The organism is Nocardia sp. NPDC051052 (assembly GCF_044456045.1).
GTDB lineage: Bacteria > Actinomycetota > Actinomycetes > Mycobacteriales > Mycobacteriaceae > Nocardia.
Genome location: NZ_JBITFL010000005.1, coordinates 217,993 through 238,149, shown reverse-complemented (window position 1 = coordinate 238,149; position 20,157 = coordinate 217,993). Strand labels below are relative to the sequence as shown.

21 protein-coding genes are annotated in these 20,157 nt (G+C 65.0%); 15 read left to right on the top strand and 6 right to left on the bottom strand.

Annotated features, from left to right (window positions below):
• Window positions 1-15: 15 nt before the first annotated feature.
• The 6 genes from ACIBCN_RS18630 to ACIBCN_RS18605 all read left to right on the top strand — a co-directional run bounded on the left by ACIBCN_RS18630 (window position 16) and on the right by ACIBCN_RS18605 (window position 4,310).
• On the top strand, window positions 16-738 hold the full coding sequence (locus tag ACIBCN_RS18630) for a hypothetical protein (protein ID WP_396992799.1): 723 nt from the start codon (window positions 16-18) through the stop codon (window positions 736-738).
• Entirely contained in the window at window positions 735-1,514 is a 780-nt protein-coding gene (locus ACIBCN_RS18625) for an SAM-dependent methyltransferase (protein WP_396992798.1), read from the top strand. The genes ACIBCN_RS18630 and ACIBCN_RS18625 overlap by 4 nt, the downstream gene beginning before the upstream one ends.
• A gap of 30 nt (window positions 1,515-1,544) precedes the next feature.
• Entirely contained in the window at window positions 1,545-1,817 is a 273-nt protein-coding gene (locus ACIBCN_RS18620) for a hypothetical protein (protein ID WP_396992797.1), read from the top strand.
• A gap of 4 nt (window positions 1,818-1,821) precedes the next feature.
• Window positions 1,822-2,112 carry a hypothetical protein gene (locus tag ACIBCN_RS18615; protein WP_396992796.1) on the top strand — a complete coding sequence of 97 codons (291 nt, stop codon included), beginning with the start codon at window positions 1,822-1,824 and terminating at the stop codon, window positions 2,110-2,112.
• A gap of 559 nt (window positions 2,113-2,671) precedes the next feature.
• Window positions 2,672-3,097 carry a hypothetical protein gene (locus tag ACIBCN_RS18610; RefSeq protein WP_396992795.1) on the top strand — a complete coding sequence of 142 codons (426 nt, stop codon included), beginning with the start codon at window positions 2,672-2,674 and terminating at the stop codon, window positions 3,095-3,097.
• Window positions 3,098-3,140: 43 nt separating this feature from the next.
• Window positions 3,141-4,310: a hypothetical protein gene (locus tag ACIBCN_RS18605; RefSeq protein WP_396992794.1), complete on the top strand. Its 1,170-nt coding sequence runs from the start codon at window positions 3,141-3,143 to the stop codon at window positions 4,308-4,310.
• A gap of 278 nt (window positions 4,311-4,588) precedes the next feature.
• Here the strand turns inward: ACIBCN_RS18605 and ACIBCN_RS18600 are convergent, their stop codons facing one another.
• A complete protein-coding gene (locus ACIBCN_RS18600; RefSeq protein WP_396992793.1) occupies window positions 4,589-4,885 on the bottom strand; it encodes a DUF6907 domain-containing protein in 297 nt (98 codons plus the stop codon).
• 427 nt (window positions 4,886-5,312) lie between these two features.
• Here ACIBCN_RS18600 and ftsE point away from each other — a divergent pair, with 427 nt between their 5' ends.
• Both ftsE and ftsX read left to right on the top strand, forming a co-directional pair.
• Window positions 5,313-6,002, top strand: coding sequence for a cell division ATP-binding protein FtsE (gene ftsE / locus ACIBCN_RS18595; RefSeq protein WP_396992792.1), 690 nt, complete (start codon window positions 5,313-5,315; stop codon window positions 6,000-6,002).
• Window positions 6,002-6,907 (top strand): permease-like cell division protein FtsX, encoded by a 906-nt coding sequence (ftsX, locus tag ACIBCN_RS18590; RefSeq protein WP_396992791.1) that lies wholly within the window; start codon window positions 6,002-6,004, stop codon window positions 6,905-6,907. The genes ftsE and ftsX overlap by 1 nt, the downstream gene beginning before the upstream one ends.
• Before the next feature lie 139 nt (window positions 6,908-7,046).
• Here the strand turns inward: ftsX and ACIBCN_RS18585 are convergent, their stop codons facing one another.
• Window positions 7,047-7,418 (bottom strand): MerR family transcriptional regulator, encoded by a 372-nt coding sequence (locus ACIBCN_RS18585; RefSeq protein WP_396992789.1) that lies wholly within the window; start codon window positions 7,416-7,418, stop codon window positions 7,047-7,049.
• 59 nt (window positions 7,419-7,477) lie between these two features.
• Here ACIBCN_RS18585 and ACIBCN_RS18580 point away from each other — a divergent pair, with 59 nt between their 5' ends.
• Entirely contained in the window at window positions 7,478-8,239 is a 762-nt protein-coding gene (locus ACIBCN_RS18580) for an alpha/beta fold hydrolase (protein ID WP_396992788.1), read from the top strand.
• A 99-nt stretch (window positions 8,240-8,338) separates the two neighbouring features.
• Here the strand turns inward: ACIBCN_RS18580 and ACIBCN_RS18575 are convergent, their stop codons facing one another.
• Window positions 8,339-9,832: a glycosyltransferase family 39 protein gene (locus tag ACIBCN_RS18575; protein WP_396992787.1), complete on the bottom strand. Its 1,494-nt coding sequence runs from the start codon at window positions 9,830-9,832 to the stop codon at window positions 8,339-8,341.
• Between the two features lie 130 nt (window positions 9,833-9,962).
• Between ACIBCN_RS18575 and ACIBCN_RS18570 the strand changes: the two genes are divergently transcribed.
• Entirely contained in the window at window positions 9,963-11,357 is a 1,395-nt protein-coding gene (locus ACIBCN_RS18570) for an acyl-CoA dehydrogenase family protein (RefSeq protein WP_396992786.1), read from the top strand.
• A gap of 33 nt (window positions 11,358-11,390) precedes the next feature.
• Window positions 11,391-12,620: an acyl-CoA dehydrogenase family protein gene (locus ACIBCN_RS18565; protein ID WP_396992785.1), complete on the top strand. Its 1,230-nt coding sequence runs from the start codon at window positions 11,391-11,393 to the stop codon at window positions 12,618-12,620.
• Between the two features lie 57 nt (window positions 12,621-12,677).
• Here the strand turns inward: ACIBCN_RS18565 and ACIBCN_RS18560 are convergent, their stop codons facing one another.
• The 3 genes from ACIBCN_RS18560 to ACIBCN_RS18550 are packed head-to-tail and all read right to left on the bottom strand — an operon-like array spanning window position 12,678 to window position 14,058.
• Complete coding sequence (locus ACIBCN_RS18560) at window positions 12,678-13,523, bottom strand: class I SAM-dependent methyltransferase (RefSeq protein ID WP_396992784.1); 846 nt, start codon at window positions 13,521-13,523, stop codon at window positions 12,678-12,680.
• A 17-nt stretch (window positions 13,524-13,540) separates the two neighbouring features.
• Entirely contained in the window at window positions 13,541-13,879 is a 339-nt protein-coding gene (locus tag ACIBCN_RS18555; RefSeq protein WP_396992783.1) for a VOC family protein, read from the bottom strand.
• Entirely contained in the window at window positions 13,879-14,058 is a 180-nt protein-coding gene (locus tag ACIBCN_RS18550; protein WP_396992782.1) for a CopG family transcriptional regulator, read from the bottom strand. Before ACIBCN_RS18550 ends, ACIBCN_RS18555 begins: the two co-directional genes overlap by 1 nt.
• Window positions 14,059-15,082: 1,024 nt before the next feature.
• On the opposite strand from ACIBCN_RS18550, the gene ACIBCN_RS18545 reads away from it, so the two are divergent.
• The 4 genes from ACIBCN_RS18545 (at window position 15,083) to ACIBCN_RS18530 (ending at window position 20,132) form a co-directional block, all read left to right on the top strand.
• Complete coding sequence (locus ACIBCN_RS18545; protein ID WP_396992781.1) at window positions 15,083-15,715, top strand: hypothetical protein; 633 nt, start codon at window positions 15,083-15,085, stop codon at window positions 15,713-15,715.
• A gap of 102 nt (window positions 15,716-15,817) precedes the next feature.
• Complete coding sequence (locus tag ACIBCN_RS18540) at window positions 15,818-16,321, top strand: ArsR/SmtB family transcription factor (protein WP_396992780.1); 504 nt, start codon at window positions 15,818-15,820, stop codon at window positions 16,319-16,321.
• Window positions 16,322-16,677: 356 nt separating this feature from the next.
• The gene (locus ACIBCN_RS18535) at window positions 16,678-18,303 is read left to right on the top strand and encodes an acyl-CoA synthetase (RefSeq protein ID WP_396992779.1); all 1,626 of its coding nucleotides are present in this window, start codon (window positions 16,678-16,680) and stop codon (window positions 18,301-18,303) included.
• Between the two features lie 170 nt (window positions 18,304-18,473).
• Window positions 18,474-20,132 (top strand): acyl-CoA synthetase, encoded by a 1,659-nt coding sequence (locus ACIBCN_RS18530; protein WP_396992778.1) that lies wholly within the window; start codon window positions 18,474-18,476, stop codon window positions 20,130-20,132.
• The last annotated feature ends 25 nt before the right edge of the window (window positions 20,133-20,157 follow it).

The window sequence follows — 20,157 nt, the reverse complement described above, 5'->3', positions numbered from 1 at the left end:
GAGAGGACTCCAACTATGGGCATTGAGGACGACGACGATTGCCAAGGGGCGTGCCCGTGGCTGACGTGTCATCATCCGCCGGTCGAGATGCAAACGATCGAAGCGGTCTGGCGTGTTTTTCGCAGCCACGAGACCCATCCCGGATGCTGTCGACACCGCAAGCTCTCGATGGCGGAGCTGGCGCGGCGGGGACGGATCGATCCCGACAGTATCGCTCTCACCCGTGAACACCAGCGTGCCCCGTTACACCACGAGGCGCGGGCGAAGGCGATACGAAAGTGCAACCCCGTCAAAATGGCTCGCGGTCGCGGACACGTTCCGGAGTACGTCATCTCCTGGCCGACCGAATCCCGGATGACGCGACGGGATCTGCGTCCGTTCCTGGCGACGATTCGCCAGCGCTTTCCGGTATCCCTCACCGACATCGGCTGGGACGAAGGCGACGTGATGCCCACTCAAGCACTGATAATCGCCCCGCCCCTGCCTGCGCTCGGTATCTCGCTGCACACCAACGGGCTTCAGGCGTATCTCGATCCCGCGAGCGAAACCAGCGCTGCGTTCATCACCGCCTGGTACGCGCGAACATTCCCGACTCCCGGACTGAGGCTATATCACCTCGACACCGATACCACGATCACCCTGACTCCCGGCATCACCGCTGTGGCGATCCTCACCGAGCTGACTACAGCCCGTGATCACGCGCGCACAGCGACCATCTATCGACGCAATCCGCTATGACCCGCGAGCCGGATTACAACCCGAATGTTCCTGCCTCTGCACGGATCTGGAACTATTTGATCAGCGGCAAGGACAACTACGACACTGACCGCGAAGTGGCTGATCGGATGCTCGCTATCGCGCCCGACACGAAAACACTCGCGTGGCTCTGCCGCGACTTCCATAGTCAGGCAGTGCAATCGGCCGCTGAGGCAGGCGTGCGGCAGTTCATCGACCTCGGCGCAGGAATGCCCACCTATCCCGACGTGAGGGAAGTGGCCCGCAAGATCGAGCCGTCCGCGCGGATTCTCTATGTGGACAACGATCCGATCGTGCACGCGCATTGTGACGCGCTGCTGACCGGCTGGGTTGGCACGGCAGCGCTCAAAGCCGATATCAGATCGCGCGACCTTATCGAGAAGATCCAAGCTGAGTCGGTGGTCGACTTCGCTGAACCGGTCGCGGTCCTCATGACCCAAGTCATGGACTACGTGAGCGCCGACGAGCAGCCCGAGGAGATCATCAGGGCACTGCGTGAGGCGATGGCACCGGGCAGCCGCCTCGTGATCACCCACGCCAGCGACGAGTCTGACGCCGACCTTCGCCATCAGATGATCAAAGACACCAAGAACTCACCGGCCGAACCCACGTTCCGGACCCGCGAGGAGATCGAACTGCTCATCAAAGGGTTCGACATCCCCGAGCCCGGCTTGGTACCGGTACAACAGGCACTGGACCCGGAACTACCCGAGACCCGCCTAGTTGTGCTGTCCGCGGTGTGCAGGCTGGAGGGTTGAATCATGGCGCGTAGGAACAAATCTGGTCCCGTGACCGACCTGTGGGTACTGGAGATGGTCCCCGACCCGTCCGACGGCCGGGAGTGCGGGACCGCAATGCGTGCGGGCACGCAAGCGGAGATGTTCGAGTGCCTGCGGGGAACGGCGCGAACGTTCCCCAGCGGAAAGTGGTTGGACGACAACAACAACTATCGCGTCGAACTCGAGATCGGATGGCGCATCTTCCGCGTCTCTCAAGTCCTGCGCGGGGCCGAAACCCTTTTCCCGCAGACCGTTCCCTCACCTCTCATCAACGAGGAGTGAGCATATGAACACCGTCCCTGCGACCGCCGCCGCTTCCGATCAACCTCCGGTTACGAAATCCGGCCTCGAAGCCGAGATCGCCGTCCTCGATGCCGTGGCAGCCGAGAAGGTTCGGACCTTGTCTCAGCTCGCGGCAGCGGCGCAGCTCACCACCGGGTCGGCTCGCGGCGCGGTAGCCCGGCTGATGCACCGGGGTCTGATCGTGCCGCGCGACACCTCCGCACGACGCGGCGCATTCCAGATCACCCAACGCGGACAGTCGATGCGGAACGTAAAGGGAAGGCGGGTCCGATGAGCGGAAAACCTACAGCACTCGGATACCTCCGCAAAGACATATCCGGGCAGTCCCAAGTGTGGCACGAGACCCAATGCCGCAGTCTCGCACAGCGACTCGGCTACAACTTCGCCAAGACGATCGTCTTCGGTCCAGAGGTGGAGCACCCGATAGACGCGCTGCTGAGCGCGCTGCGAAGCGCTCGTGCAGGAGCTGTAATCGTACCCGCCGCAATACATTTTGACGGCTCGGTCATCCCCGACGAGCTGATAAGAGAAGTCGACGTGATCACCGTGATGCCCGAAGACACACACGCCCGCTGGCGGTTTCACCCCTCACGCTGGAGCCGCCCCCGCCCCACACTCCCGGAAGGCACGTGACACGGTCGGCGGTAATGGACACGGCACCCCCGGCCGTCGGCCGGCATTGCTTGTATGTTGACCATGCACGCGGGACACTGATCTGTTCTGACCTAACGCGAGGGGTGCTCATGGGCGGAGATAGGCCGTACACGCAAGCAGAGCTTCAGCAGACGGAGCGGGACCAGCAAGACCCCCGCTGGCTGGCGTGGCTTGCCGACATGGACAAGCAGATCGACCGATTCTTGAACGAGACCGTGCCCGATATGCCAAATAACCCATGGTCGGCCGAAGGGTTACGGCGGGCAGAGAAAGCCGCACTTGAATTGTTCCCGACTACCGCATCAGTCGAACAATCAGAAAATCGTGACGTGGCCGACCAGTTCCACCGGTTTGTGGGCGAAGTATTCCGACGCAACTTCGAAGGCGTCTGGCTCAACGTGCCGACATTTGACGACGCGGAGCGAAGCCGAGGATTCGGTCCGGTGATTCAAAGGCCCTTCGCACAGTTCTATCTGGGAGTGATACAGACGCTGACAACGGCGATTGATCGCCGGGTTGGCGATATCTGGGCACAAGGCTTCGCCTATAGCGAAGAGGACTTTCAAGCTTGGATCGAGTCGGGCCGCCCAACTATAGCCGAGTGACTTAACGCTGATCATCTAAGCTTCACCGGCTCGGGGGCAGCCAATGGCTTATGAATGGAATGACAGGTTAGAAGACGACTACCGCCGGTATGTCGACGGAAAATGGTTCCAGGGGCTTAACGCCAGAGACCGTCAGGGCTACCGCAGGGCGCGGGATCAGTGGCAGCGGTCCCGCGAGATGGGCAACCGGTTCCGCGACGGTATGGCACTATTTCGCGGTCAGACACCCGAACGTGGCTACGAAAAAGAAGTTCGTTTAGAAACCTCACTCGGTCCACGTATCAGCGATGTCGCCAACGTCGGTATTGCCAGATCATCAGAATACAAGGCCGGTGGGTCGGACAAGCAGAAAACGCTTCGTCAGCTCGACAAGGATGAACGATATATACGCGAGGTACCGGGCGCATCCGTCGACTGGACAATTGTGGAGGGCGCCCGATTCGACAAAGAAGTTCAGGCCAGGTTAAAGCAGCTCCAAGAAAAATATCGCGGTCAATTTATCGTTAACGAGATCACCCGCGAGCAGCGGCGTCTAGCGCTCACAATCGGTAAACATGTCGAAAAGCAGCGCCAGGCCAAGGAGAAAGAAACCCGAGCCCAGGAGAGGGCCGAGAAAGAGCGGCAGCGTAAAGCGCAGCAGCAAGCCGTCGAGCGTGCAAAAGTGCGTGCCGAGCAAAACCGCAAAATGCAGCAGCTTCGCGAAGCCGCCGCGCGCGGGCGGGCGGACGCCCCTGAACGGGTCGAGCAGGAACGCAAAACGCTCGACGTGCTCAAGCAGGTAGCGCGGGAACGTGCAGCATCGGAAACCGAACGAGACAGGGTCGCAAGGGAATCCGCCGAACGAGTACTGAAGGAATTCCCGTTCCCAGTGGCTAGCCAGTCCCATGACCGAGAAACCGTCGAGGTTGGGGGCCGAGCTGCCCCGGAGTTGGCCGACGCTGCCAGCGTGGAACGGGAAGCGGCAGAACGCGAAGCTACGAAAGTACATGAGCGTCGAGCCGCCCAGTTGGCGGAGCTGAATCTGGCGCGAGACGCTGCGATCAAGGAACGCCAAGATCGCGCGACGGAGATGGAACGGCTCGTCTGGCTAGGGCAGGCAGTCCACCCGCTAGGGGCAGTACTGGAGCCGCCCGGTCACGCGCCGGGGGTCGAGCGCGGCGGTACAGGGCAAGGACCGGACCGTACGCGTGGAATAACACGTGATAGCCGTTAGCTACTCGCTGCCCAAGGCCCTGGCGTCGGTGCCCCACCGCCGGTAGCGGTAATGCGTCCCATAGCAGTCGAGCGGCTGTACGGGTTTCCGGATTGCGTAGTCGCATGCGGGACGGCCCCGAATTCGGCAGCGGCCCGAATGATCAGCCATCCATACACGGGCGCCTCGCGAATAACTGATCGTCGCTCTTGCTGAGGGCGACAGTTCGAGGTGGTGCAGGTGTCGCCGGGGAGCCCCTCTCCGGCGGCATCACCGACGACTCGGAAGTGCGCAGGTGATCAGTCGCCCGTGGCGCGGGTTACCTGAACAGCGATTAAGCCTGCGAGCTCGGTCGCTTCCTCCACGGTCATTTCGTGGCCCCCGTCACCGAGGTCGACAACGATGGTGGTGTGCGGTGGTTGCCCCGCGGTTGTGCTGTCGGTGCGGCCGAGTCCCACACGGCGTGGATTGGCGTGGCGGGCGACGTGCATCGTTGCCTCTGCGGCGAAGTGCATGTGGCCTGCGTCGGGTTCGTCAGGGTCGTGGTGGTCTACACACCATGACGGGCAGTTGCGCAGGCTGGCTATATCGGTCATCGGTGTAATCCTCCCCATGGCTGCCCCCGAACGTCGGAGGGACGTGTCGCCCCACGGTAGTTGGTGGCGGAGCAACCCGCGGTGAGTCTGTCTACGAATCCTCTACGGTCGCCTGCGCCCAACAGGTGACCGTACGGATACGGACGTGGCAACGGTTTGGGGGCCGCCTCGCATTTCGCCCATGGTCCCGGAGCCGTACCCCGGTACGAGCTAGGATCGCTGGCGCGGGTTACCCCTGGATTAGCTGGACTGTCGGCTGGTAGCACGCCATAGCACGATTTGTAGCACGAATTGAGCCCGATTTGTGCCGATGCGGACCGATGTACACCGATGTAGAGCAGTGCCACGATTGGAGCGAAATGCCCTGCAAGACAAGGGATCAGACGCCTGGACGTGCGGGTCTACGCTGCCCGGCTAGGGGGCTGGTGTGATCACCATGCGGAACGTCACCAAGTCGTATAAGACCTCGACGCGACCCGCGCTGGACAACATCACCGTCGATGTCGACAAGGGCGAGTTCGTCTTCATCATCGGACCGTCCGGCTCGGGCAAGTCCACCTTCATGCGGCTGCTGCTGAAAGAGGAAAGCCCCACCGCGGGGCAGATACAGGTCGCCGACTTTCGAGTGGACCGGCTGCCCGGCCGTAAGGTGCCGAAGCTGCGCCAGCGGATGGGGTGCGTGTTCCAGGATTTCCGGCTGCTGCAGCAGAAGTCGGTGCACGACAATGTCGCGTTCGCGCTGGAGGTGATCGGCAAGCGGCGCCAGTTCATCGACCGCACCGTCCCCGAGGTGCTCGACATGGTCGGTCTCGGCGGCAAATCCGATCGACTACCGTCCGAGCTTTCCGGTGGCGAACAGCAGCGGGTGGCGATCGCCCGCGCCTTCGTCAACCGGCCGCTGGTGCTGCTCGCCGACGAACCGACCGGCAATCTGGATCCGGACACCAGCGGCGACATCATGATGCTGCTGGAGCGGATCAACCGGATCGGCACCACGGTGCTGATGGCCACCCATGACAACCACATCGTCGACGCGATGCGCAGGCGAGTGATCGAACTCGATCGCGGCCGCCTGGTGCGCGACGAGGCGACCGGTGTCTACGGGGTGGATCGCTGATGCGCGCGAGTTTTCTGTTCAGCGAGGTCTTCGCCGGTCTCCGGCGCAATGTCACGATGACCATCGCGATGATCCTGACCGTCGCGGTCTCGCTCACCATGCTCGGTGGCGGCCTGCTCGCGGTGCGGATCGCCGACAAGACCGAGCAGTACTTCCTGGATCGGCTGGAGGTGCGGCTGTATCTCACCGAGGACGTCTCCGCCAACGACCCGGACTGCTCCCGCGATCCATGCAAGACGCTGATGGCGGACCTGAAGGCGACCAAGGACGTCGAATCGGTCCAGTACCTCAGCCGCGACGACGCTGTCCGCGAGGCCAAGGAGAAGACGTTCAAGGACCAGCCCGAGCTGGCCAAGTACGTCAGCGAGACACCGCTGCCCGCGTCGCTGCGGGTGAAGATGAAGAACGCGGAACTGTATCCGCAGATCTACGAGAAGTTCTATCAGCGGCCAGGCGTCGGCATGGTGCGCAACGACAAGGACATCGTGGACCGGCTGGTCAGCCTGTTCGACGGGCTCCGCAATGCCGCGTTCGGGCTGGCCGTGCTGCAGGCGTTGGCCGCGCTGCTGTTGATCGCGAACATGGTGCAGATCGCCGCGTTCACCCGGCGCACCGAGGTCGGCATCATGCGGTTGGTCGGTGCGACCCGCTGGTACACCCAGCTGCCGTTCCTGTTGGAGGCGGTGGTCGCCGCGCTGGCCGGTTCGCTCGTCGCGGTGGGCGGGCTGCTGCTCGCGCGGCCATTGGTGATCGATCGGGCGCTCGGAGATCTGTTCGCCAGCAAGGTGTTTCCGCGGATCACCGGCGACGACATCGCGATGGTCGCGTTGGTGATCGCGCCGGTCGGCATCGTGTTCGCCGCGCTGACCGCGTATGGGACGTTGCGGTATTACGTGCGCGAATAGCGGCGGTACCACACAGCGCGAGCCAGTCCGGTGGGCTGGCTCGCGCTGTTTATCAGGGGCGGTCTGCGCGGACACTTCCTGTCCCGCGCGGCGGAATTCCGGCGTACGGCACCGAAATTGTCCGACGAGACCGGGCCCGTCAGTGCGCGGCGGGCATGGCCGCCCTGATCGACGTGCGCTTCGCGGTGAGCCGTTCTCGCTGCTGTTCGAGTTCGGCGATCTTCCGGTCCAGGTCGCCGTGGCGGTTCTCGACGATGCCAAGGGATGCGTCGCAAGCCTGAATCCACTTGTTGGCGTGGTCGATCGTGCACGGCAGCAAGCTGCGGATGTCCTCGGTCGACAGGCCGGCGGCCAGCATGTCCCTGATGTGGCCGACCTGTTCCGGCGCGTCGTCGGCGTACGAGCGGTAGCCGAGCGCGTCGCGCTGTGGTTGCAGCAGACCCTGCTCCTCGTAGTACCTCAGCAAGCGAGTACTCACCGAGGTGCGACGTGCCAGTTCTCCGATCAACATATGACCTGCCTCACCCTCGGCTTGCCTTCACACTCATGTGAATTCCTAACTTGGCTGGCATGACAGCAATTCCCCTGCGGACCGCGGTGACCGGAACCGGGCCCGGCCTCGTCCTCGCCCACGGCGCGAGCGGCACCATCGAGACCAACTTCGGCGCGCTGATTCCCGTGCTGGCCGCGACGCACACCGTGGTCGCCGCCGACTATCCGGACAGCAATATCCAGCTCACCCTCGACGGTCTCGCCGACGCGCTGGTCGCGGCGGCCGTCGACTCCGGCGTCGAGACGTTCACCATCGTGGGCTACTCCCTCGGCACCACCGTCGCCGTGCGCGCGGCCGCGCGCCATCCGGACCGGGTACGCGGGCTGATCCTCGCCGCGGGATTCGCGAAGGCGGACAACCGTGCCCGCCTCGCCGTGCAGATCTGGCAGGACTTGCTCGATCGCGGTGACACCGCGACGTTCGCCCGCCTAGCACTCTCGCAGGCCTTCAGCGCCGCGTTCCTCAACGGTCTGCCCGCCGACGAGGTCGATGAGCTCGTGCGGATCGGCGCGACAACCATTCCGGGTGGCACGCTCCAACAGGCCAGCTTGGTCGAAATCGTCGACACCACTGACGATTTGGGTCGCATCGCCGTCCCGACGCTCGTCATCAATGCGACGGAGGATCTGCTGATCGACCCGGCGAACTCCCGGTTCCTCGCCGAGTCCATCCCTGGCGCGGAATATTCGGAGATCCCGGCGGGGCACGTCCTCATGGCCGAGCAACCCGAGCTGTGGCGTAAAACCGTCGAGGACTTCCTCTACCGCCACCGGCTCTAACTCGTACGGCGAGCCCACTGGTGATCGGAATATCACCCGCACTGCGGCATCGGTCGAGCGTGTGCTCGGCCATCGCCACCCGGCACCGGGGGGTGGGGATCAGCCCAGGTGCTTGGCCGCTGGCCATAGCTCGGACCAGGGGGCACGAAGATTTCGGCAGATGAACAGAGGTGCACCCTGTTCGTCGTTGTCGATATCGCGGGTGTTGTCGATGCGGCCGGCGGGTTGGATGTCGGCGAAGAAACGCGTCAGGTAGTCGCGATTCAGCCCGACCGTCAGCACGGCGGTGGCAGTGTCGTTCGGCGGCCCCCACCACCAGTAGGAGTTGTGGCCGGAATGAGGTTTCGGCAGGTGGTAGGGGCCGCCGAACCGTTCGATGGCCCCGGCCTCGCCGTAGTTGGCGGTGAGGATGGCGACGTCGCCACCGAGTCGCGCACGCGCCTCCCCGACTTCGCGGGTGAACTCGGGCCAGCCGATCGTTTCGCCCGCGTCGTAGTTGATCCCGAGGACCGTCGAGTCCTTCAGCATCGAAATTGGCAGGACCGGCAGGAACAGGACCGCCGACGAGATCACGTTCAACGCGACCACGAAACTCACTGCTGCCCAACGTATTCGTCGCTGTCCCAACCACGCGGCGAAGGGAACCGCCCCCGCCGCGAGCATGATCGGATACATCCCGCCCAGGTAGTACGCCTTCCCACCGGTCGCCGCGAACAGCAAGAAAAGCAGGGCGTACGCGACTGCGAAAGCGCGATACCGGCTGTCCCGAGCCAGTCGCCACAAGCCGAACGCCCACAAGGGCACCAACAGCGGTCCGATCAAACCGAACTGCAAGAGCACGAACATGATCGGCGAATCCGAAGTCCCGGAGGAACCGCCCGCGATCGCCCGGCTCATCTCCCATTGCGGCCATCCGTTGCGCGTCTGCCACACCAGATACGGCAGCCAGAGCAGCACCGCGATGCCGATCGCCATCGGAAAGAACTTGGTGGCGAACAGCTTTCGTGGCCCGAACACCAGCATTGACACCAGCAACGCGAGCACCGGGAAGATCAGCAGCAGCTTGTTCTGCAGCCCGACACCGATCGCCAGGCCGATCACCAGCCACCACCGCGGACCACTGAGCCACCACGCTTTTCGGCGTATCGGCCCGGCCTCCGCCAGCCGGTCGGCCTCGTCGGGTGCACCGCGGATCAGCTTCAGCACCATCAGCGACACTACCGACCACGCGGCCAGATCGAACACCGCGGTGCTCAACACGTGCCCGGTCCCCATGACCACGGCCGCACTCGCCACCGCGACGGCAGCCAACGCCTGGGCTCCCCGCCCGCCACCGAACTCCCGCGCCATCAACCCGGCACACACCACGACCAGGGTGGCCGCGAGCACCGCGGGCAAGCGCAGTATGAATAACGAATCGGGATCGATCGCGGCCATCGCCTTGGCAATGAGCGGCGTTAGCGGTGGCTGATCCGGGTACCCCCACGAGAGGTGGCGGCCGGCCGCCAAAAAGTACAACTCGTCCCGGTGGTACCCGTACCGCGGGGCACCGGCGAACAGGACAGCAGCAAACAGCACCGCGACGATGGGCACCCGCTCAGCCTGGCACAGATAAGCGGCGTATGCTGCACCTCGACGCGGTTCTTACTCTGGAGTAAGATAGTCTTACTCAGGAGTAAGATAGCCGGGGCCAAGACCTCACCCCACCCATCCGAGAAAACAGGTGATGATGAGCACTCGAGACAGCGCAACGAAGCGAAGTCCAGACACGTCCGCCGTCGGCCTCAGCCACCCCAAGCGGGACTGGATGGGCGCGGCCATGCGGGTGATGACGACCATTACCGGGTCGGAGCTCGCCGAGAAGTACAACCTGCGCAAGCCGATCGAGCGAGTCACCTACGAAGGCACCAAGACCGGTTTCCGCACGCTCGGCGCCGCCACCCGTGCCTTCGCCAAGGTCACCGGTAGCGGCCAGCCCAAGCGGCTCGCGCCGAACGAGGCGAAGACGAAGGACTTCTTCGACCTCACCCCCAGCGACGAGCAGCAGATGATCGTCGAGACGGTGCGGGAGTTCTCCGAGGAGATCCTGCGTCCGGCCGCCTACGACGCCGATGCCGCCGCGAAGGCCCCGCGCGACCTGCTCGAGCGCGCCGCCCAGCTCGGCATCACGCTGATCAACGTCCCCGAAGAGCTCGAGGGCGCCGCATCGGAGCGTGGCGCGGTCACCAATTCCCTGGTGGCAGAGGCGCTTGCGCACGGCGACATGGGCTTAGCGCTGCCGATCCTCGCGCCGAGCGGTGTCGCGGTCGCACTGTCCCAGTGGGGCACCGACGCCCAGCAGAAGACCTACCTGCCCGCCTTCACCGGCGAGAACGTGCCGCAGGCCTCCGTGGTGATCAGCGAGCCGCGCGCGCTGTTCGACCCGTTCGCGTTGCAGACCAAGGCCGTTCGCTCGCCGAGCGGTTACCGGATCTCCGGGCTGAAGAGCCTGGTGCCCGCCGCCGCGGATGCCGAGCTGTTCCTGATCGCCGCCGAACTCGACGGTCGCCCCGCGCTTTTCATCGTTCCGTCGGACACCCCGGGCCTGGTGGTCGAGGCCGACCCGAGCATGGGGCTGCGCGCCGCCGGTCTCGGTCGCCTGCTGCTCGACAATGTCGCGGTCGGCACCGAGGCCATCCTCGGCGACGGTGACGCCAAGCAGCGCGCCGAGGACTACGCCGACGCCGTTCGGCTGGCCCGCCTCGGCTGGGCCTCGCTCGCGGTCGGCACCGGACAGGCCGTGCTTGACTACGTGATTCCGTACGTGAACGAGCGGGAAGCGTTCGGCGAGCCGATTTCGCACCGCCAGGCGGTCGCCTTCATGGTCGCCAACATCGCGATCGAGCTCGACGGCCTGCGGCTGGTCACCCTGCGCGGTGCCTCGCGCGCGGAACAGGGTCTGTCCTTCGCCCGTGAGGCGTCGCTGGCCCGAAAGCTGGCCACGGACAAGGGAATGCAGATCGGCCTGGACGGCGTGCAGCTACTCGGCGGCCACGGCTTCACCAAGGAACACCCGGTCGAGCGCTGGTACCGCGACCTGCGGAGCATCGGCGTCGCCGAAGGTGTCGTGCTCATCTAACCGGCTCGTTCCTTACCTTCCAGGAGACTTCCCATGATCAATCTCGAACTCCCCAAGAAGCTGCGGGCCAGCGCCAACCAGGCCCACCAGGTCGCGACCGAGATCTTCCGGCCGATCTCGCGCAAGTACGACCTCGCCGAGCACGAGTACCCGGTCGAGCTGGACACCATGGCCGCCATGGTGGAAGGCCTCGCCGACTCCGGCACCCAGAAGATCGGCGGCGCCGCGGGCGGTCGCGAGGACGACAGCGAGTCGGACACGCACGCCACCGAGCTGCTCGGAAACAGCAACGGCGGCAACATGTCCGCACTACTGAACGCCCTGGAGACCTCCTGGGGTGACGTCGGCCTGATGCTGTCGATCCCCTACCAGGGTCTGGGCAACGCGGCCATCGCGGCCGTCGCCACCGACGAGCAGCTCGGCCGTTTCGGCAAGGTGTGGGCCTCGATGGCGATCACCGAGCCGTCCTTCGGTTCCGACTCCGCCGCCGTCACCACCACCGCCGTGCTCGACGGCGACGAGTGGGTGCTCAACGGCGAGAAGATCTTCGTGACCGCGGGCCAGCGGTCCACCCACATCGTGGTGTGGGCGTCGGTCGACAAGAGCCTCGGCCGCGCGGCGATCAAGTCGTTCGTCGTGCCGCGTGATGCCCCGGGTCTTTCGGTGGCCCGGCTCGAGCACAAGCTCGGCATCAAGGCCTCCGACACCGCCGTGCTGCTGCTGCAGGACTGCCGGATTCCGAAGGACAACATCCTCGGCAGCCCGGAAGTCAACGTGGAGAAGGGTTTTGCCGGGGTCATGCAGACCTTCGACAACACTCGTCCGCTCGTTGCCGCGATGGCGGTCGGCGTCGCCCGTGCCGCCCTCGAGGAGCTGCGTGCCATCCTGACCGACGCCGGTGTCGAGATCTCCTACGACACCCCGCCGAACAACCAGCACGCCGCGGCCGCCGAATTCCTGCGCATGGAAGCCGATTACGAGGCCGCCTACCTGCTGTCGCTGCGTGCCGCGTGGATGGCCGACAACAAGAAGCCGAACTCGCTCGAGGCCTCGATGTCCAAGGCCAAGGCAGGCCGCACCGGAACCGACGTCTCCCTCAAGGCCGTCGAGCTGGCCGGCGCCATCGGCTACTCGCAGCGCACCCTGCTGGAGAAGTGGGGCCGCGACTCCAAGATCCTCGACATCTTCGAAGGTACCCAGCAGATCCAGCAGCTCATCGTGGCTCGCCGGGTGCTCGGCAAGACCAGTGCCGAGCTGAAGTAGTAAGTCGCACAGCGAAACCGGCGTCGGCCCAGGGTGGACCGGCGCCGGTTTTCTGTCTCATGTGGTGGCGAGTAGGAAATCCTCGCCGGTCGATGGGCGAAGGCCGTCGGTGCGGTCTGTGAAGTAGCGGTCGGCGAGGGCGGTTCCTGAAACGTGTTGGGTGGCTTTGAAACCGGCTTCGCGGGCTAGGTCCTGCATCTCCTGTGGGGTGTAGAAGCTGATGAACGGGGTTCCGGCGGCTCGTGCGCCATCCTCGGAGGCTTTGAGCCCGGAGCGGTCGGTGGCGGCGAGTAGGTCGGTCGGTAGCAGGAAGGTCATTGCCAGGGTCGATCCGGGGGCGAGCGCGGATAGCTGACGCAGGGTCGCCGCAGTGGTTTCCTTGGTGAGGTACATGCTTACGCCGGTGGAGGTGACGACCGCGGGGCGAGCCGGTTCGAACCCGGCCGCGATCAGTTGCGCCCACCAGGACTGATTCGCCTCGAAATCGACCGGCACCAGCCGCAACCAGTCCGGCACGCCGAGGTCGAGCTCGGTCAGGCGCTGCCGTTTCCAGGCCTGGGTATCAGGCTGGTCTATTTCGAAAACCGTTAGACGCGAGGCGATCTCTGGTCTGCGCTGAGCGAAGGTATCCAGACCCGCGCCAAGCAAGACGTATTGGGCGACACCGTGGTCTGCCTGTTCGGCAACCAGGTCCTCGACGAACCGCGCGCGGGCCACCATCGATGCCCGAAACCCGCTGGTGCCAATAGGATCCATGTCCGGGCGGCTGCGCCAGTCCGCGTCGGGGGCGACAAGTCGCAGGCCGATCTCGTCTTCCAGCACGTGCGGCGGCGGGTCGACCCGAACGTGCATCGCTCGCCACAGGGCGGTTCGTACTGCCGTATTGTCCGGCACCTCTGCCATCAGAGTTCTCCTTACGGTTACTTCTCGACCTGCATGGTCCAGAGCCGCCCGTCGGGATCACGAACGGTCATTTCCCTTGTCCCGTAATGGGTTTCCTCGAATGGGGTGACCACCTCGATGGCGGGATCGGCGGCGAGCGCGTCCTCGTCGGCGGCTTTCAGCACGAGTTGCATTCCGGGCTTTCGATCCTCGGGGACCTCGGCGATGAATACGTAAGGGCCGTCGCCGTTTCGGAGCTGACCGGAGTTGTGGTCGGTCGAGAACTCCAGTTCGTAGCCGAGCGCCTGGAAGAACTTCGCCGCCTTGCCCCAGTTGTGCGTCTCCAGGAACACGGCCTCAATGCCATTGGTAGTCATCAGGATTCCTTCTCGGTCGAGTTCCGCTGTTGCCTGTCGGCGTCGTCGAGGTAGGCGCGCAGCGCCGCGGCGACCAACGCCGACAGCGAGAGCCCCGACTCGATGGAGTGGTGTTTGACCCGCTTGATCAGCCCGATCGGCAGGTACACGTTGAACTGCTTGATCTCCTCATCGCCCACACTAGGATGCTAGCATCCTAAGTAGCTAGGCGCCACGGCCAGTTTTCACGAGGAAGACATCACCGCAGGACGCCTCGAACTACCTGCAGACAGGCCGGAAGGCTTGGTAAGATCGGCTCATCACGAGAGTGATGCCGAGCGGTGAGACCGCTGCTGTACACAGCGGCCTCACCTGGTGGGTATTACCTATGCGCCCGCACTCGGCGGACCGCAACGAGCGCCCCGGCGATCACGGCAGCAACTGCAAGGATGATGCCGTAGTCGACCGGGGCCTTGCTCTTTTTCCGGCGATGTTTCGCCATACCCACCACCTCCTTCCTGGGCGCGATGTCTGGACCATGTCCATCGCCCCTCGGAAGGAAGTGGCATCACAATACCTGGGCCCACCAACAACTTTCGGCCCGATTCGCAAACCTGTGCGAACACGTCAGTTTCACATTTCGCATACGGAGCGGCGCCTCGAACTACATGTCCGCACGGCGCACACCTTGGTACGATGCAGTCATCACGAGAGTGATGCCGAGCGGTGAGACCGCTGCGCTAACAGCGGCCCCACCTGGCGGGTTATCTAGCCTGCCAAACTCGGCGGACCAGGATGAGCGCCCCGGCGATTACGACACTTGTTGCAAGCACGATGCCGTAATCGACCGGGGCCTTGCTCTTCCCCCGGCGATGTTTCGCCGTTCCCCACCACCTCCTCCCTGGGCGCGATGTTTGGACCGTGTCCATCGCCCCTCGGGAGGAAGTGGCATCACAATCCCTGGGCCTACCAACAACTTTCGGCCCGATTCGCAAATCCGTGCGAACGAGACCGTTTCACTTTCGAACCGCTCACGCGCAGGTGGGCGGTCGGCCGCTACGTCCCTGTCGGTCTTCGGTCGAGACACGCGCGCCTCCGAGATCCCCTTAGCCCGAACGGGACACGTTCAGGCGGATAGTGGACCGGGCAGGGAAACGCTGGCAACGTAACGGCCTGCGTTTATTTCTTTCGAGCTGTACCAGAGACCTCGAGGAGCAACTGGATATGGAACGACTGAGCGTGACGCGTCGCCTCGCTACCGTTTTCGCCACCACGGCGGTCGTAGCGAGTGTTTTTGCTGGTAATGCCGGTGCCGCACCGGCGACCGTGGACTTGGCCGGTGCCGCGCGGCAGCTACGGGTCGCGGCCGCGGGCAACCCGGCGGCCGAACAGGCGGTGGATCGGCTGCTGGCCTCCGGGCAGATGACCAAGGCCGGGCAGGTTGCGCTGCCCGCGCAACCGTTCCAGATTCCGGCGCAGTCGGACATCGGACGTGGTGACGGGCCGGGCGTGTACGGCTCCGGCATCGCACTCGGACTCGACGGCTTCCGCTTCGGATTCTTCGGCGGACCGGGCACGATCGCGCCGAATCAGGGCGGGGCGAAGCTGGAAGTGCTGTGGATCAACCTGTCCAACGGGCGCAGCGGGACCGAGGTGCTGTACGAGCACCAGGACGTTCCCGTGGACACCACCATCCGCACCAGGCCCCTCGACACGGGTGGCGGCATGATCGTGGCCGCGGTGTACGGCAGCCTGTGGCACCGCTGGTCGGTTCCGGTGAGCGATGCGAATCCGGACGGGTTCCAGTACCAGCTGGGCACGATCTCGGTGCCCTCGTTCGGCGCCGTCTACAACTAGATCGACTCGACCCTTCGGGCCCCGCGGCATGCGCCGTGGGGCCCGACCTGTCACCGAATTCACCTCTTGTCTGGAATTACGTAATTCCGTAGTTTCGGTGACGTGAGTCTGGAAGAGCGGGTTGCGGAACTCGAACGGCGGCTCGACGAATTGGCCGGCGAGCACGCGAACGGGCAGGTGGCGACGACCACCGACGACCGGTGGGCGGCGGTCCGCCTGCATGAGGAGTTCGTCGCGGACGACGAGCCGAACGGCGGCGTCCTCTTCGCCGGGTCGGTGCGGCTACCGACCGACGAGCACTACGGGTGGCAGGCGACGTTCACCACCGGCGATCTGATCGAGGACGACTGGGCCGAGACCGCGGAATGCCTTGCCGCGCTCGGCAATCCGGTGCGACTACGGCTGCTGCGGGAGATCATCGGTGGCCGACGGACCGCGGCCGAACTCGTCGGACTGGAGGGCGTCGGCACCTCCGGGCAGGTCTATCACCATCTGCGCCAGCTGGCGGCGGTCGGCTGGCTGCACACGGCGGGCCGCGGGCGTTTCGAGGTGCCCGCGGCCCGGTTGGTGCCACTACTCATCGCGTTGGCCAGCGCACGACGCTGACCACGGGGTCAGCAGTTATCGCTACCGCAGCTGCACGCGCCGCCGGACTGGCACCCGCACTGACAGGACGGACCGCATGAGCAGTCCGCAGGTACCGAAGTCGATCGAACAAGCTTGATGATCATCATTGACTCAGCTCCATTCTTTGTTCGACTACCCCCTACCGGTATCGAACGCGCTCGATGGTGCGCTGTCAAATAGCCACCGGTGCGGTCGGCACGAAACGCCGAGGGCCCATGCTCGAGGCGTAGCCGTGTGACACCCGACACGCCGCTGCTACGGTTATGACCTCAGTTACGCCGTTCGATATCGCTAGGTCGAGTACCGACGCGAGTTTGCTGGTGGAGGTGTTCGACATGAAGATGGCGCACGCGCTCGAGAGCCTCAAGGCGCTCGGAGTGCTCAGGTCCCGCGGTGTTTCCGACCCGCGCAAGCCGCTGGAAACCCTTCGGACACTGAAGGAATCGCAGATATTCGGCCCGCAGGCCACGCTGATCCGGCACAACGCGCGGATCAATCCCGAGGCCATCGGCCTGGCCGATGAGCGCGGTGAACTGACCTACGGACAGATCGACAAGCAGTCCACCGCGATCGCGCGGGGTTTGCAGGCGGCCGGGATCACCGAGGGCACCGTCGTCGGCGTGCTCGCCCGCGATCACCGCGGCCTCATCCTGGCGATGGTCGCCGCGAGCAAGCTCGGCGTGCGCGTCGCGCTGATGAACACCGGGTTCGCCAAGCCGCAGTTCGCCGAGGTGTGCCAGCGCGAGAAGGTCAAGGCGATGCTGCACGACAGCGAGTTCCTCGGCCTGCTCGACGCGCTGCCCGCCGACCTCCCGCGCTTCCTCACCTGGGTCGACGAGGGCACCGAATTGCCCGAAGGCGCAAAGACTCTCGACGATCTGGTCACCGGCAACTCCAGCGCCGAGCTGCCCAAGCCGAGCAAGCCCGGCGGCTTCATCATCCTCACCAGCGGCACCACCGGCCTGCCGAAGGGCGCCACCCGCGTCAAGGTGTCGCCGCTGGCCACCGCGCAGTTCCTCGACCGAGTCCCGTTCCCGTTCAAGGGCACCCAGGTGATCGTGTCGCCGATCTTCCACAGCACCGGGTTCGGCAGCTGGCTGGTCGGCATGGCCATGAGCAACAAAGTGGTGATGCGCAGGCGGTTCGACGCCGAGGCAACGCTGAAGATGATCGCCGATCACAAGGCGGAACTGCTGGTCGCGGTGCCGACCATGCTGCACCGGATGACCGAACTGGATCCGGCGATCCGCGCCAAGTACGACATCTCCTCGCTGCGGGTCATCCTGCTCGCGGGCTCGGCGCTGTCGCCAGAGCTCACCATCAAGGCCACCCAGGCGTTCGGGCCTGTCCTCTACAACCTCTACGGCTCCACCGAGTGCTCGGTCGCTTCCATCGCTAATCCGGAGGAGCTCGCGATGGCCCCCGGCACCGTCGGACGCGCGCCGATCACCTGCGAGGTGCGGCTCTACGACGACAACGACAAGCAGGTCAGCGCGATCAACACGACCGCGCGCATCTTCATTCGCAGCGGCACGCCGTTCGAGGGCTACACCGACGGTCGCCACAAGCAGGTCATCGACGGCTACATGTCCAGCGGTGATGTCGGTCACTTCGATGAGCACGGCCTCCTGATGGTGGACGGCCGCGACGACGACATGATCGTTTCCGGCGGCGAGAACGTCTTCCCGCAGGAGGTGGAGAACCTGCTGCTGGAGCGCGCGGACATTTTCGACGCGGCCGTTGTGGGGGTGGACGACGCCGAATTCGGTAAGCGGTTGCGCGCCTTCGTCGTTCCCGAGCCGGGCCACACGCCCGACAGCGAGGAGATCAAGGCCTACGTGAAGAACAACCTGGCCCGCTACAAGGTGCCGCGCGAGGTGGTGTTCCTCGACGACCTGCCGCGCAACCCGACCGGCAAGCTGCTGCGCCGGGTGCTGGTGGAGTACGAGGTCACCACCTGATCCCGGCGAGGCAACCCCAACTGGTTACCCATCGGTAGCTATTGTTGAGATACGTGACACATCGGGTTACAGATGCTTGCTATTGTTAGCGATAGCACTGGATCCCGAAGCTGCGGTCCGCACCACCCCTTGGCTCACACCGGGTGGGGCCGCCGGAAGGTTGTTGTCGAATGGTTGTCTCCCTCCCCGCGTTGAGTGGCACTGCCCGCAAAGCGAGCGATCTCGCCCTGGGCGTGAACGTCATGGTCAAGCGGCGGCTGTTCAATCCGCTCCGGCTCGATCATGCCGCGCGTTCCGCGTTCAACGTGGCCAAGTTCGGCCCGTTCGCCGGCGTCGCCATGCATGCCGCCCAGACCAGGCCGGAGGCGGGCGCCATCGTCGACGAGCGCGGTGAGCTGACCTTCGGCCAGCTGAACGAGCAGTCGAGCGCGTTTGCCCGCGGCCTCGCGGCACACGGCATCAAGCCCGGTGACGTGGTGGCGGTACTGGCCCGCGACCACCGAGGCATGGTGCTGAGCCTGCTCGCGGCAGGCAAGCTCGGGGTGCGCGCGGTGCTGATGAACACCGGGTTCGCCAAGCCGCAGTTCGCCGACGTCGCCGCGCGCGAAAAGGTGAAGGCGGTGCTGCACGACAGCGAGTTCGTCGACCTGATGAGCGCCATTCCCGCCGAGATTCCCCGGGTACTCACCTGGGTCGACGCGAAGGACAATGTCGATCCGTCGATCGCGACCATCGAGTCGCTGTCCGCGGGCCAGTCCACCGCCGCGCTGCCCGCGCCCGCGAAGGCGGGCGGCATGATCATCCTGACCAGCGGCACCACCGGAACCCCCAAGGGCGCGCCGCGCGACAAGGTGAGCCCGTTCGCGTCGGCCCAGTTCGTCGACCGGGTGCCGATGCCGCACAACGGCACCATGGTGATGGCGGCGCCGATCTTCCACGGCACCGGCCTTTCCCAGTTCACCATCGGGGTGGCCCTCGGCAACCGGGTGATCTTCCAGCAGCGCCGCTTCGACCCGGAGCAGACGCTGGCGAACATCGTGAAGTACCGCGCCGATTCGCTGGTGGTGGTGCCGACCATGCTGCAGCGCATCCTCGACCTCGACGACGCGGTGCTGGCCAAATACGACCCGAGCACCATCAAGGTGATCTTCGCGGCGGGCTCGGCCATCGCGCCCGATGTGGTCACCCGCACCCTCGACTACTTCGGCGACACCCTCTACAACCTGTACGGCTCCACCGAGTGCGCCGTCATGACGGTCGCCACCCCCGAGGACCTGCGCAAGGCGCCGACCACCGCGGGCAAGGCACCGGTCGGGATCCGGATCGTGTTGCTCGACGAGAACCGCAAGCCGATCACCCGGCCCGGTGTCACCGGAACCATCTTCGTCGACAACGGCTTCGCGTTCAGCGGGTACACCGACGGCCGCACCAAGGAGATCGTGGACGGCATGATGAACAGCGGCGACGTCGGGCATTTCGATGCCGACGGCCTGCTCTACATCGACGGCCGCGACGACGACATGATCGTCTCCGGCGGCGAGAACGTCTTCCCGCTCGAGGTGGAGAACCTGATCGCCGGGCGCGCGGACATCTTCGAGGCCGCCGTGGTCGGCGTCGACGATCGCGAATTCGGCAAGCGGCTGCGGGCCTTCGTCGTCCCGGGCCCGGACTCCAAGCGTGACTCGCAGGAGATCAAGGATTTCGTCAAGGCGAACCTGGCCCGCTACAAGGTGCCGCGCGAGGTGATCTTCCTCGACGAACTCCCCCGCAACGCCACCGGCAAGCTGCTCCGCAAACCGCTCATCGAGATGGACATCGAAGCGAGCTGACCACCCGCACACGCCCCTCGATGTT

Excerpts from the sequence above, each read along its gene's own strand:
- ACIBCN_RS18630 (WP_396992799.1), top strand. The coding sequence starts at position 16 with ATGGGCATTGAGGACGACGACGATTGCCAAGGGGCGTGCCCGTGGCTG.
- ACIBCN_RS18625 (WP_396992798.1), top strand. The coding sequence starts at position 735 with ATGACCCGCGAGCCGGATTACAACCCGAATGTTCCTGCCTCTGCACGG.
- ACIBCN_RS18615 (WP_396992796.1), top strand. The coding sequence starts at position 1,822 with ATGAACACCGTCCCTGCGACCGCCGCCGCTTCCGATCAACCTCCGGTT.
- ACIBCN_RS18610 (WP_396992795.1), top strand. The coding sequence starts at position 2,672 with ATGGACAAGCAGATCGACCGATTCTTGAACGAGACCGTGCCCGATATG.
- ACIBCN_RS18605 (WP_396992794.1), top strand. The coding sequence starts at position 3,141 with ATGGCTTATGAATGGAATGACAGGTTAGAAGACGACTACCGCCGGTAT.
- ACIBCN_RS18600 (WP_396992793.1), bottom strand. The coding sequence starts at position 4,885 with ATGACCGATATAGCCAGCCTGCGCAACTGCCCGTCATGGTGTGTAGAC.
- ftsX (WP_396992791.1), top strand. The coding sequence starts at position 6,002 with ATGCGCGCGAGTTTTCTGTTCAGCGAGGTCTTCGCCGGTCTCCGGCGC.
- ACIBCN_RS18585 (WP_396992789.1), bottom strand. The coding sequence starts at position 7,418 with ATGTTGATCGGAGAACTGGCACGTCGCACCTCGGTGAGTACTCGCTTG.
- ACIBCN_RS18580 (WP_396992788.1), top strand. The coding sequence starts at position 7,478 with ATGACAGCAATTCCCCTGCGGACCGCGGTGACCGGAACCGGGCCCGGC.
- ACIBCN_RS18565 (WP_396992785.1), top strand. The coding sequence starts at position 11,391 with ATGATCAATCTCGAACTCCCCAAGAAGCTGCGGGCCAGCGCCAACCAG.
- ACIBCN_RS18560 (WP_396992784.1), bottom strand. The coding sequence starts at position 13,523 with ATGGCAGAGGTGCCGGACAATACGGCAGTACGAACCGCCCTGTGGCGA.
- ACIBCN_RS18555 (WP_396992783.1), bottom strand. The coding sequence starts at position 13,879 with ATGACTACCAATGGCATTGAGGCCGTGTTCCTGGAGACGCACAACTGG.
- ACIBCN_RS18545 (WP_396992781.1), top strand. The coding sequence starts at position 15,083 with ATGGAACGACTGAGCGTGACGCGTCGCCTCGCTACCGTTTTCGCCACC.
- ACIBCN_RS18535 (WP_396992779.1), top strand. The coding sequence starts at position 16,678 with ATGAAGATGGCGCACGCGCTCGAGAGCCTCAAGGCGCTCGGAGTGCTC.
- ACIBCN_RS18530 (WP_396992778.1), top strand. The coding sequence starts at position 18,474 with ATGGTTGTCTCCCTCCCCGCGTTGAGTGGCACTGCCCGCAAAGCGAGC.